We start from the raw sequence: 12,775 nt of genomic DNA on the forward strand, positions 1-12,775 counted from the left end.
GCCCGGCCGCGCTCACCGCGTCGCTCAGCCCGCACGCCAGAGGGCGGCGTGGGAGACGTCGAAGGCGTTCTCCTTCTCCGAGGTCACCGACCCGACCGCGTAGACCTGGCTCGTGCCGGGCCGCCGGGCCAGCGAGCTGACCTTGGCCGCGTACCCCGCCGGCGCGGGCACCCGGTGGCGGGTCCAGCGCCCGTCGGACAGATGCCAGAGCAGGTCGTCGCGCCCGAGCACCCACAGGCCGCCCCTGCCGTCGGGCTCCGCCTCGCCGAACCTGGTCATCCGCCCAGCAGGACGCCCCGAGCTCGACCCCAGCGGGCCCCAGTGGCAGGTCCACGAGCTCCCGTTCCAGTGCAGAGCCACCGGGCGGCCCCGTTCCAGTGGCTCGTGCTCGTCGTCGTACTCGTGCTCCATCAGCCACGAGACCCCGCCCACCACCCACACGTCATCGGGACCGATCACGCCGACATCCCGGAGCACGCCGCCCGACACCTCGTGGTCCGGCGTCTCGAGTACGGGCACCCCGATCAGGCGCCAGCCCGTCCGCTCCCAGCGCATCGCCACCGGCTGCCCGCTGTGCTCCCCCGTCACCGCCCAGACCTGCTCACCCTCCGAGCCGAGCGCGCCCGCCCGAGCGGGCAGCTGATGGCGGTGCCACTCCCGCCCCGTCCACAGCAGCCCCACCTGACCGTTCACCGCCCACGTGCGGTTTGCTCCAACGGAGCGCGCGGAGGTGTAGGCCCACCCGATCGCGTCGGCCGCCGGCTTCGCCAGCGCCTCCGTACGCCACCGGCCGCCCTCGTACGTGCCGATGAAACCGACCGTGTCCGCACCCTTCCTGTCACTGGACTGGCCGAACACCCAGGCTTGATCCGCTGAGTCGGCGGCGACCGCGACGACCGACTGCCCACCACGACCGGGAAGGGCAGGAATCTCGAACGTCTGCCACGCGTCCCCGTCCCACCGACGCACCCCTCCGCTCCTGCCCTCCAAGGCGCCTCCGCGCTCCCTTTCCTCCCAGAAGGTGGTCCAGAGCGTGCCGTCCGCGGCTGCGGCGAGCAGACCCATGGATCCGCGGGCCCGGTCGACCCAGAGCGTGCGCCACGCCGTCGCGACCTCGGACGCCCGCAGGTCGTCACGCCCCTCCGGCGGCAACGCGCACCTCGCCGGCCGAGCCGGCAACGCCTGAAGCTCCACGGCACCGGCCGGACGCGGCGAGATCACGCCTGCCGGCCCCGCACTGTCGTCGCGGCCAGGCGAGGACGTACGGCCGGCGGGGGCCGTATCGGGACTGAACGCACAACCGGCAACGGCCACCATCAGCACGGCCAGCACCCGACTCGCCGCTCTCATGCGGGGAGTCTCGCACGCCGGCGCATCTGCCGGCCACTGATCGGTTCTGGACATAGGGCGGGCTTCAGCTCATAGATGTTCTGCTCGGCCCTGCTTCGACCGGTGCTCAGCCCACATGTCGACGGCCTCTTGGAGACCAAGAGCGGCGATGAACACCGTCGGTGGCGGCTCCACTTTCCTGGCAAGGTCGAAGCGCAAAGTCTGGGCCGGCCGATTCCGCCCGAGGCGTGGGAGAACCTCGGCCACCGCGGCCCGGGGAAGCTCGGCGACTTCGACGACCGCGTCGAGTACCTGCGTACGGACTACGCCTACCTGAGCCGTCTGCCCACCGAGCCGGCGAAGATGTACCAGCACCTCTACACCGGCCTCACGCACGGCGCCGAGGCCGAGCCGAGGCATGGGATCGGGTCGGGGCCCTGCTCGCCGAGGCGTATCTGCCTGCGGCGCAGCGTGCCGCGCTGTTCCGTGCGGCAGCGGCCATCCCCGGCGTCACGACCGTCGGCAAGGCCGTCGACGCGGCCGGCCGTACGGGCGTCGCCGCGGCGAGGGTCAACCCGTGGCTCGGCATCCGGGACGAGTACATCTTCGGCCGGGAGATCTACCGGTACCTCGGTGTGCGGAGCGTCGTCGTGGACGCCGACCGGGCCAAGGCGCCGGTGGGGAGCGTGCTGACCTCCTCGGCACTGCTGAAGGTCTCGGTTGCCGACCAGGCCCCGCACCAGGCGTGACTCGAGCTTGACCTGACGAACAGGGACGCAACCTGGGAGCCCCCTTCGGGATAGAGGAGGTACATCAACCACCTTGGACCCGGAGGAACCAACCATGAAACGACACACCGCCCCGTGGCTACGGCCAGAGTGGTGAGTCGGCCTACGGAGAGGTCCGGCGACGCAGAACTTGTCGCCGCCTCTTCGGAAGACCCTGAGGCATTCGGCGAATTGTTCCACCGTCACGCGCCGCGACTTCACGCCTACATCAAGCGTCGCCTCGGGCGCACTCTCGCCGATGACATCGTGGCGGAAGCGTTCGCCACCGCGTTCCGGCAGCGGGGGCGGTTCGACGGGCGATCAGAGTTCGCCGCGTGGCTATGGGGCATCGCCAGCAATCTGATCGCCAAGCACCATCGGCAGGAAACCCGCATGTACAGGGCGTTCGCCCGGACAGGCGTGGACCCGGCCGAGGACGGCATCGCCGAGCTGGTCAGCGATCGCATGACCGCCGCGGCGCAGGGCCTCATCTGGCGAAGGCCCTCGCCGCACTGAGCTCCCAGGATCGCAGCGCCATTCTGTTGCTGGCCTGGGGCGAGCTGTCGTACGCCGAGATCGCGGCGATCGCCCTGCGTGCCGACTGGCGCTCTGATCCTCCGCCACGCTCCCGCCGCGGCTTCAGGGTTTCGACGGTGAGCATGATGGCGACGGCCGCCCTGGCCGCGGCGACCCTGGCCGCCGTCTCTCTGACATCGGGCCGGGATCAGCCGGTCCGTTTCGGCGAGAACGGGAGCCCTCCGGCACCGGGCAACGCCCTGCTGGTGGCCGCCGCCAATGTACGGAAAGGGCCGACCGGCACGTACTGGCACACCACCCGAATCGCCGGGAAGATCTACGCGGTCGGCGAGAACGCGGCGGACCACTACAAGGTCGAGGCGAGGATGCAGTACGACGACTGGACCGATCAGCGCGGCAAGGCGTGCATCGCCGTCCAGGACCTGCCTGCCCGCCCGTGGACCGCCCGCGACAGGCAGAAATGGCGGAAGGCGGGAGCACCCACGAAGGTGCAGGTCGCGACCGCGGACGGGCCGGGCACCCTGTTCCTGGAAACCCCGAAAAGGGAGCGAACGTGCCGCAGGGCGGGCGATCGACGGTTCTTCGGCATGACACCGCAACAGCTGGCTGCGCTGCCGGCCCAGCCCGAGCAGTTGCAGAACGCGCTGCTGGATCTCAAAGGCAACTGGGAAGCGTACGCCCCGAAAGTCACAAGGCAGCCGATGCGGGCCCTGCAAGGTGAGAAGCGGGTCCGGGCGTTGAGCGATGTGGCCGGCACCTTGCTGGCCGAGGCGCCCGTCCCGCCGGCGGTGCGGTCGGCCGCGTTCCGGATGCTCGCCACCCTGCCCGGCGTCAAGGTCGAGAGCAGGACGACCGACCCGTTGGGCCGTACCGGAGTGGTGATTTCCCTGCCGTTGGAGACGACCATCCCCCTCGGCCTCTCCACCGCACCCAAGCAGCTCGGCACCTACCGACGCCAGTGGATCATCGACCCCGACAATGGAACGCTGCTGGCCATGCGGGACCTGGTGGCGACGCCGCCGCGCGGCTCCCGCGATCTCCCTCCGGGAGACGACGGCAAGCCTCGCCGCCTGACGACCGACAGCCAGCCTGACCGTTTTCACCAGCCTGGCGAGCTGTCCGAGTACGAGACCTATGAGGTCGCCGAATGGACCGACGAGGCGCCGAGCTGACATGTCCGGACCTCGGTCAGACCGCGCTGGTGAGCTTCATGCGAGCCGAGGCGCTGAAGATCGAGAGCGCTGATCATGTGGCGTTCGTCGGGAGTGAGGCTTCCGGCCAGAGCCTCCGCCTCACTCCCACTGCGCGCACCCTGAGTCATCACTCCCCGTCGCTGGTCGTCAGGCCGACAGGACGCCACGCTCGCGCCGCCGATCCCCGCAGTACCCATTGGGCACGGCCTCAGGACTGGAGGTCGTTGGAGAGGTTGATCCGGATCTCCGTGGTGCGGTAGCCGGCGCGCAGGAACGCGGCCGCCATCGGCGCGTTGCCCACGTCGGTGGTGGCGGTGATGCGCGACTCCCCGTTGGCCGCGTGCATGCGGGTGATCTCGGCGAGTATCTCGTCCACGTATCCGCGCCCCCGGAACTCCGGGACCACCCCGAGATACCCCACGTTCACGCTGTACGGCGTCGCCGAGGGGATCGCCATGCCTGCCACCTCGCCCTCGTGCGTACAGGCGATGCGCCACCACTCCCGCTTGCCCGGCGCACCGAGATAGAAGTCCATCTCTTCGCGCGCGGTCGCGTCCACGCCCTTGGCCGCCACGCTCGTCCGGGTCTGGTAGTCCAGGCTGCCCTCGGCGATCCTCGCGAACACCGCCAGGAACTCCTCATCGGACGCCTCGACGAAGCGCAGCGCCCCGCCCGCCGCAGGCACCCCGCCGGCCGGCGCCCACTCGAACTGCAGCCGCTCCACCTCCTGGGTGAGGCCGGCCGCGCGCGCTGCCGCCCGCCGCCACTCCACGGCCGCCGAGGTGGCCGGGTCCTCACGCCAACCGCCGGCCACCTTGATCGCGTACTGCACCGGCCGCGGGAACACGGCCAGCGCGGCCCTGATCAGCTCGGCGGCGATGGCGGTGCGCTCACCCACCGCGGGGTCCACGTCGAGGCAGTCGAGCGCGACCGGGTGCGCGCTGTCCCTCGGCCCCCACCACAACGCCCGTCCCACGATCCGCTCGCCGACCTCGGCGATCCACGTCCACTCGGGCCGGTACATGTTCTCGGCCAGTTCTGTGAGGTAACGGTCGGCGGGAATCCAGCCGACGGGCTCGGTCACCACCCATGCGGTGACACGGTCGAGGTCAGCAGGGCCAACCGGCCGATACGAGATCACCTGAAGAGGTTAGCGACCATCCCGGGATGCCGACGGAGTGCACGATTTCTCATGCACGAGTTATCGTGGATGTGTGACAGACCCCATCGTGGACCTCGCGTCAGCGAAAGCGCTGGCCAACCCGGTACGCCAGCGCATCCTGCGCGAATTGGAGATCCTCGGTGAGGCCACCTCCACTGTGCTGGCCGGCCGCCTGGGGATCACGACCGGGGGCACCAGTTACAACTTGCGCGTACTGGCCCGGCACGGCTTCGTCGAGGAGGTGCCGGATCGAGGGCAGGGCCGCGAGCGCTGGTGGAAACTGTCAAGCCTCAGCCTCCGCTTCCCCCTGCTGAGCCGGCAGAGTCCCGAGCTGCAGGCCGCGATCAAGAAGCTCAACGAACTCTGGCTGACCGAGGACCTGGAGACCTTCGCGCTCTTCCAGGCGCAGCGTGAGCGACTGGGCGAATGGTCGGACGCCGTGCCGTACTCACGCGGTTCCATCCGGCTGAGTCTGGACGAGCTCGAGAACTTCTTCGAGGACTATCTCGCCCTGCTCAGGCGCTATCAGCGCGAACCCGAGGAGACCCCACCCGGCTCGCGCACGGTGCTCACCCGGTTCATCGCCTTTCCCGACCCTGAGGAGGAAGCCTGACCTGAGTAGGCCCTGGGCCGCCGAGCGGCAACTCGACGGCCCAGGCAGCGGAAGCCGCAACACCTCGCCCGATGGGCGATGCCCTGATGTACCCGACCTCCAGGCAAAGGAGAGCACTTCGTGCTGCCCGAATGCAAACACGGCAGGTTACGCCGCTGGTTCGCGGTCGTTTTCCTCGCCCTGTCCCCCCTGTCGATCCCGGCGCCCGCGGCAGCGGACGACCTGGTGAACACCGAAGTCACCTTCAAGAACGGCCCCGTCACCCTCCAGGGCACCGTGATCGCCCCCGCCCCCGCCGTCGCCGGGAGGCGGTGGCCGGGGCTGGTGCTGATCGCCGGAGCCGGGGCCCGGAACCGCGACTCGTACAGGCCCGAGGCGGAGGCTTTCGCCCGTGCGGGAACGGTGGTGCTGATCTACGACAAGCGCGCCGGATACTCGCGGGCGACGAGCTCCTTCTCCGATCTCGCCGACGACGCCGTAGCGGGCGTCCGGCTGCTGCACGCTCGACCCGATGTGCAACCGTCCAAGGTAGGGGTGTGGGGCCACAGCGAAGGCGGCTGGGTCGCACCACTGGCCGCTTCTCGATCGGCCGCAGTGAACTTCGTGGTGGTCGCCGGTGCCAGCGCACTGCCCGCCGACCGGACCCAGCTGTGGAGCAATCGCACCTACCTCACCCACGCGGGGGTGAAGCAGGCCCTACAGGCGCCGATCGGGGTGAACCTCAGCAGGATGTTGGTGGCCGCCGGGTTGTTCGGCGACGCCGGCAACGCCCCGCTGACCGCACTCGAGAAGGTAGGCCGGCCGCTGCTCGCGGTGTTCGCCGAGTACGACAGGTCGACGCCCCCCGGCGAAAGCATGCGGCTGTTCCGCCAGGCGCTGGCCCAGGGCGGAAACAGCCACTACACACTGCGGCTGATCCGTGGAGCCGACCACGACATGCGACGCAGCGTCTCCGGCTTCGAGGAACCAGCCGGCGCGGGCTTCGCTCTCGGATACCTGGAGACGATCACACACTGGGTCGCCGGACTTTCCGACGGCGCGCCCGCGGCCGCTTCCGACCCACCGCCTGCCCAGACACTGATGAGCGAGCCCGTACGCCCCCTGGCGTGGTACGAGGCGGTAGGCGTGCACCTCACCCTGATGGCGGTGATGCTGGCGGCGTTCGCCGGTTTCCTCGTCAGCGGGCTCCTCCCCAACAAGCTCCGCCGCAGTCCGACACCGCTCCGCCGGCTGGCCGCCCTGACGGCTCTCGGCGGACTGGTGGCCGTACTCGCCACCCCGGCATATCTGTTCTGGATCATCGCGACCGGCGCTACCGGCGTGGACGGCACAGTCCTCGGCCGGCCGCCGCTGTGGCTGCTCCTGCAAGCACTGACGATCAGTGTCATCGTCACGGGGGTGGCACTCGCGATCCGCCGACGCGGGTCGGGCGGTGGGGCACGGCTCGCCCTGCTCATGGCAGGCGGGGTGGTCTTCGTTCCCTGGGCGGCCTACTGGGGCCTTCTCACCGTGTAAGCCGCTTCGCGCCGAGCCCTCGCCGTAAAGGCCCAGAGCATGAGCAGGGCCACGCCTCTCTTGCGAGGCGTGGCCCTGCTCCGGGCGGTTACGCCTCCACAGCGCCTGCAATTCGCTTCAGTGGTCCGGCTTGAAGATCCTCTCCTGAAGCGAATCTGACCCAACCGGCGCTCGGCGCCAGGCGATCGAGGGCCAGACTCTCGGCACCTTCTGCGGCCTGTGCCTCGCCGGCGGTGAGGCCGACCGGGCAGCTCACCGCCCCAAGCGATTGAGTGATCACAGGTGCCAGCCGAGCAAGTTCCAGTGCCGGCAGAACCAGAGGAGGGCGAGCAGCCCCGCCAGCACGACCACCTGATGGCAGCGGGCCAGGACGCCCGCGCGCCGCCAAGCCCTCACGGTCGTGCCGACCGCGGCGGCGGTGAGTGCGAGGACCAGCAGCGGCAGCACCAGGAGGACCTGGACGTTGGTCGGCACGCCGTACAGGATGCTCGTGTCGCCGGTCAGAACCAGCGTGAACAGCACCACGAACACCAGTCCGACCGCGGCGGCGAGCCCAGTCAGGACACGCCCGGCGCGCCAGACACGCGAAACGGGACGCTTTTTGGCCGGACGGACCACAGCGGCCACCGGCAGGCCGAGCACGGCGGTCAGTGCGGTGACGGCGAACAGCAGGACGATGACGGCATTGACCGGCGGGGTATCCCACCAGGGGACGCGTTGGTAGGCGGGGCCGTCTGTGGCCACGTACGCGACATCGCTCCCGCCGGTCACCAGCGCCAGCCGCTGCGTGCCGCCGTTCTGCTGATAGAGCCCAGGCCCCAGCGGGCTCCACGTCGAGCCTCTGAAGGTGAGCTTCCCGCCCGCCACTCGCAGCCGGGTGGAACTGGTCAGGGCGACCACCTTCTCGATGCTGGACTCTGCGGACCTGGTGAGCTTGTAGAAGCCTTCGACAGGCATGACGGAAGCACCGCCGTCGGGCGCTGCGCGCTTTCCAGGCAGGAAGCGGTCGAAGAAGGCAGGAATGATCTTGGTCATGGCGTCGGCCCCGCCGGGACTGTTCGTGGAGACGAACAGGCCGAGGCCGGCGTGGGGCACCAGCAGCAACGCGCTCTGGAAGCCCTCCCAGCCGCCGTCGTGCATGATCACGCGATGCCCGTTGAGTGTCTGCTCCTTGAACCCGTGAGCGTACCCGTCAATGCGCGGATCGGCCGCGAACGTCCGCCGGTGCATGAGCCGGGCCGTCGGCTCATCGAGGATGCGCCGGTCGCCGAAGCGTCCGTCAAGCAAGTGGGCGATCATGAAGTGGGCCATGTCGTTCGCCGTGGCACTGATCGACCCGTCGGGGGCGAGGTTGTCGAAGACGAACGGCTTGCGCCGATACGCCCCGTCCTCGTAGTCGTAGCTGCGCGCCAGATCCGCGGCCAAGGGGGCGGGAACGGGCTCGGCGGCCGTGCTGTGCCGCATCGCGAGCGGGTCGAGGATGTGGTCGCGCACGTACTCGTCATACGGCTGCCCGCTCACCCGCGCCACGATGTGTCCGGCCAGCGCCGCCCCATAGTTCGAGTACGCCGACACCTCGCCAGGCGGACGCACCCGCGCGGGCATGTTGTCGGCGAGATAGTCCGCCAAGGGCGGCACGTCGTCCTTGCTCGGCGACCCCACGCCGATCGTGCGGTCCTCGAACCCGGCCGTGTGGTCCATCAGGTCCTGCAGTGTGATCGGCCGGGGGTAGGTCGCGGGGATCCGGAACGCGGTGAGGTAGCGGTTCAGGTCCGCCTTCAGGTCCAGCTTGCCCTGCTGAACCTGCTGCATCACCGCGGTCCAGGTGAACAGCTTGGTGATCGAGGCGATCCGGACCATTGAGGTGGCCGGGTCAAAGGGTCTGCGGTTCTCGACGTCGGCCAGCCCGTACCCCTTGCTGAAGAGCATCTTCCCGCTGCCCACCACCGAGACGACCGCGCCTGGCACATGGTCGGCCGCCAGCCCGTCCGCCATCGCGGCGTCGAAGAAGGCGGCCAGAGCACGTTCGTCCGGAATCTCGGTAGCCGCCGCGGCGGGACGCGGCACGAGGATCATCAGCGCCGCGCACACCGCGACGAGCATCGAACGGAAGACATGCACGGACGGCTCCTGACCTTGTCGAGGCCATCCACGATGCGGCCGGCGAGGGCGCGGCCGCATCGCCATCGCGGCCATGGGCGTCTCCGACGAAAGTCGGAGACGCCCGGCGTCCAGCGCCGACGCCGGTATGAGGTGGTGCGCCGCCGCCCTGGTTACGCTGGACCGATGCTGTCGTTACGCGCGGCGCTGCGGCGGATGGCCGCGCTCGGGCCACACGCGATCAACGCGGCCTCCGTGGCGCTCTGCCTGTTCCTCACCGTCCTGGCAGTCAAGACGCCGTGGGCGCCGCTGCCGCGACCCGTCATCGCCGCCGCCGGGCTGGCAGGCACGGGTGCGGTGTGGTTCCGGGGCCGGTGGCCGGTGGCGGTGGCCGTCGCCGGGGCGGGCGCGTACGTGCTGTCGGGCAATCCGGGGCCGCTGCTGATCAGCCTGTTCTCCGGCGCGGGCACGCGTTTCCCGGCGCTGGCGGCGATCGGCATGGCGGGGTTCCTGGCCCAGCAGTGGGTGGACGGCGGCCGGTTGGGCACGGACGCGCTGATCTCGGCGGCCACCGCGACCGGGGTCACGCTGGCGGCAGGGGCGTACGCCACCACCCGCCGCGAGCTGACCCGATCGCTGCGCGAGCGCGCCGAACGCGCCGAGGCCGAGCAGCGTCTGCGCAACGAACAGGCGAGGTCCGCCGAGCGCGGCCGGATCGCCCGGGAGATGCACGACGTGCTCGCGCACAAGGTCACGCTCATCTCGCTGCATGCCGGCGGCCTTGAGGTGAACGCGAGCGCAGGGCCGGAGCGCATCGAGCGGGAGGCGGCGCTGATCAGGGTCAGCGCGCAGGAGGCCCTCGAAGAGCTGCGCAAGATCCTTGGCGTGCTGCGCGCCGGGCCCGACGATGACGACGACGGCTTCCCCGACCTGCGGCGGCTGGTGGACTCCTGGCGATCGGCCGGCGGGACCGTCACCCTGCACGGCGATATCGGCACGTGGCCATGGGAAACGGCCAGAGCCGCGCATCGCCTCGTCCAGGAGGGCCTGACCAATGCGCACAAGCACGCCCACGGGGCCCCGGTCACGGTCACGGCGACCGGGAGCAGGGAAGACGGCGTCACGATCGCGGTCACCAACGGACCATCGCTCCAGCCGAGCATGGAGACCGGCGCCGGGGTCGGCCTGGTGGGCCTGGCGGAGCGTTTCCGGCTGATCGGCGGAACGGTGCGCGGCGGGCCGGACGATGCGGGAGGCTGGCGTCTGGAGGGCCGGCTGCCGTGGCACGCCACGGACGCATCCCCGAGGGAATCACATGATCAGGACACTGCTGGTTGACGACGAGCCGCTGATCCGCGCGGGACTGCGGTTCATCATCGAGTCCGCACCCGACGTGGAGGTCGTGGGCGAGGCCGAGGACGGCAACCAGGCCGTCGACGCGGTCCGCCGCCTGGGGCCCGACGTCGTCCTGATGGACGTCAGGATGCCCCGGTACGACGGCCTCGCCGCCACCGGGGCCATCCGCCGGCTCGCCCGGACACCCGCGGTGATCATCCTCTCCACGTTCGACAGCGACGAGCATGTCTTCACCGCCCTGGAGGCGGGAGCCTGCGGGTTCCTGCTCAAGGACACCTCGCCGCACGACCTGATCCAGGCCATCCGTCTCGCGCACGGCGGCGACTCGATGCTGTCCCCGCGGATCACTCGGCGGCTGATCCACCGGCTCACCACCGACCAACCCATTCGGCGCCGCCGTGACGCGCTCGCCCGGCTGGAGACCCTGACCGGTCGCGAGCGCGAGGTGCTCATCGAGGTCGGGCTCGGCCGCTCCAATACCGAGATCGCGGCCCGCCTGAACATGAGCGAGGCCACGGTCAAAAGCCACATCTCCCACCTGTTCGTCAAGCTCGCCGTCACGAACCGCGTACAAGTGGCCATCGCCGCCTACCGCGCTGGCCTGGTGGACTGACCATACGGGTCCCTCGTCGCGGCGTTCAACAGACCGGACAAGGTCACGCCCGCTGGTATCCGGCTCCTCGCACACAACTGGACCAGGCTGGTCGTGCCGTCGCTCTGGTTCCAGTTCCACGGAACCCCAGCTCATAGCGTTGATGCCATGAGCCACCAGCTAGTCACGCATTGCTTTGACGGGAACACAGTGAGCGGCGGTCTCCAACACGACACGAGAGCTGGAGAGCGGCTGGAGTCGAGGGCGACCTCAGAGCGAGTCGTGGTTCCGCCGGTCTGGCTCTCGCTCAGCTGGACGATTTCGTAGGGCCAGCGCACCGAGCGCGAGCAGCAGGAGCCCGGCCGAGGCCCACGCGGCCCAGTCGCCCAGGGCGATGTAGAGGGTGGCTGAGCCCTGCCGAGGCAGGGTGGCCGTGACCGTGGTCATGCCCGTTCTGTCGCTGTAGCGCTCGGTCACGATCCGGCCGCGGCTGTCACTGACCGTCACCCATCCCTGGCGTGCGGCACGGGCCACCGCCAGGCCGTTCTCCACACCGCGCACCACCGCCATGCGGCTGTGCAGCCACGCGTCCTCGTCGAAGTCCCAAGCGGGCGCGAGCAGGGCGGCGGTGCCGGCCTTGCCGTACTCCCTGACCAGGCCAGGGAAGTCGAGGTCCTTACAGATGATGAGGCCGAGCCGGTTGCCGTCCAGGAAGGCCAAGCTGGTGCCGGGCCGGAACTTGCGCTCCACCCCGGGGATCATGTGGTGCTTGTCGTAGCGCACCCCGGAGGGGTAGCCGACCGCGCTGTTGGTCTCCATGGCGATCCCCGCGACCACCTCCACCCCCGGGCGGGCGAACGGCAGGTCGGCGGTCGTGAAAACCTTCTCGGGCAGCACCACGATCTCCGCGCCGCGGGCCACCGCGGCGTCGACGGCCTCGCCGTACCGGCGGACGAGATCCTCGGAGTTGTCGGTCGCGACCAGCGCGACCTTCCGCCCTCCGGTGTCGGCGGGCGTCGCGAGCCGTACGAGACCATGGCCGAGCGTGAGCGCGACCAGCACGCCCGAGACCACCGCCGCGCGTGGCCGCAGGACCGCGATCGAGGCGGGCACGAACAACAGGAGGAAGGTGATGCCCCAGACCCCGGTGACCGAGGCGGTCTGCAGCACGGGCAGGAAGTCGGCCTGCGTGTACGCCAGGCTCCACCAAGCGCCATGCGGTCCGGCGAGGTTCATGACCCACTCGGCGGTGACCCAGACCGCCGGTACGGCCGCCGCCGCCAGGAGCGGCCTGCCGCGTACGAGCAGGGTGCGGAAGAGCAGCACGCCCAGGCCGTAGCAGAGCGCGGGGCCGGCGATGAGGGCGGCGGTCAGCGCGGGCGGCATTTCGAGGGTCTGGGTGAAATATGGCCACATCTGCGCCTGGCCGGCGAGCCAGACGAGTGTCCCGGCGGCGAAAGCCGTACCTCTGCCCGCCCGGCGAGCCAGGAACAGGATGGGCAGCGGCGCGAGCCAGGTGAGCCACCAGAGGGGGTGAAGACCGGTGCCGAAGTGCATCAGGACGGCTGAGGCGAGGGTGAGGAGGATGCGTTGCACGCCGACGATCGTGCT

10 protein-coding genes are annotated in these 12,775 nt (G+C 70.2%); 6 read left to right on the plus strand and 4 right to left on the minus strand.

What is annotated here, in order from left to right:
* Positions 1-24 precede the first annotated feature (24 nt).
* Positions 25-1,350, minus strand: a complete 1,326-nt coding sequence (locus tag BMW85_RS37255; protein ID WP_143082532.1) for a hypothetical protein — start codon at positions 1,348-1,350, stop codon at positions 25-27.
* An 860-nt stretch (positions 1,351-2,210) separates the two neighbouring features.
* Between BMW85_RS37255 and BMW85_RS37260 the strand changes: the two genes are divergently transcribed.
* Complete coding sequence (locus BMW85_RS37260) at positions 2,211-2,612, plus strand: RNA polymerase sigma factor (protein ID WP_177241078.1); 402 nt, start codon at positions 2,211-2,213, stop codon at positions 2,610-2,612.
* A gap of 26 nt (positions 2,613-2,638) precedes the next feature.
* Entirely contained in the window at positions 2,639-3,805 is a 1,167-nt protein-coding gene (locus tag BMW85_RS37265) for a CU044_5270 family protein (protein ID WP_091091243.1), read from the plus strand.
* A 229-nt stretch (positions 3,806-4,034) separates the two neighbouring features.
* Here the strand turns inward: BMW85_RS37265 and BMW85_RS37270 are convergent, their stop codons facing one another.
* Positions 4,035-4,910, minus strand: a complete 876-nt coding sequence (locus tag BMW85_RS37270) for a GNAT family N-acetyltransferase (protein ID WP_218156101.1) — start codon at positions 4,908-4,910, stop codon at positions 4,035-4,037.
* A gap of 130 nt (positions 4,911-5,040) precedes the next feature.
* Between BMW85_RS37270 and BMW85_RS37275 the strand changes: the two genes are divergently transcribed.
* Both BMW85_RS37275 and BMW85_RS37280 read left to right on the plus strand, forming a co-directional pair.
* The gene (locus tag BMW85_RS37275) at positions 5,041-5,601 is read left to right on the plus strand and encodes an ArsR/SmtB family transcription factor (RefSeq protein WP_177241079.1); all 561 of its coding nucleotides are present in this window, start codon (positions 5,041-5,043) and stop codon (positions 5,599-5,601) included.
* A 120-nt stretch (positions 5,602-5,721) separates the two neighbouring features.
* Complete coding sequence (locus tag BMW85_RS37280; protein WP_091091248.1) at positions 5,722-7,116, plus strand: alpha/beta hydrolase family protein; 1,395 nt, start codon at positions 5,722-5,724, stop codon at positions 7,114-7,116.
* 276 nt (positions 7,117-7,392) lie between these two features.
* On the opposite strand, the gene BMW85_RS37285 is transcribed toward BMW85_RS37280, so the two are convergent.
* Positions 7,393-9,312 carry a serine hydrolase domain-containing protein gene (locus BMW85_RS37285; protein ID WP_091091249.1) on the minus strand — a complete coding sequence of 640 codons (1,920 nt, stop codon included), beginning with the start codon at positions 9,310-9,312 and terminating at the stop codon, positions 7,393-7,395.
* A 90-nt stretch (positions 9,313-9,402) separates the two neighbouring features.
* Here BMW85_RS37285 and BMW85_RS37290 point away from each other — a divergent pair, with 90 nt between their 5' ends.
* On the plus strand, positions 9,403-10,554 hold the full coding sequence (locus BMW85_RS37290) for a sensor histidine kinase (protein WP_177241080.1): 1,152 nt from the start codon (positions 9,403-9,405) through the stop codon (positions 10,552-10,554).
* Positions 10,532-11,185 (plus strand): response regulator transcription factor, encoded by a 654-nt coding sequence (locus tag BMW85_RS37295; RefSeq protein WP_091091252.1) that lies wholly within the window; start codon positions 10,532-10,534, stop codon positions 11,183-11,185. The genes BMW85_RS37290 and BMW85_RS37295 overlap by 23 nt, the downstream gene beginning before the upstream one ends.
* A 249-nt stretch (positions 11,186-11,434) precedes the next feature.
* Here the strand turns inward: BMW85_RS37295 and BMW85_RS37300 are convergent, their stop codons facing one another.
* Complete coding sequence (locus tag BMW85_RS37300; RefSeq protein ID WP_091091253.1) at positions 11,435-12,760, minus strand: nitrilase-related carbon-nitrogen hydrolase; 1,326 nt, start codon at positions 12,758-12,760, stop codon at positions 11,435-11,437.
* Between the last annotated feature and the right edge of the window lie 15 nt (positions 12,761-12,775).

Origin of the sequence: Nonomuraea wenchangensis (assembly GCF_900111685.1) — a bacterium.
Lineage (GTDB): Bacteria > Actinomycetota > Actinomycetes > Streptosporangiales > Streptosporangiaceae > Nonomuraea > Nonomuraea wenchangensis.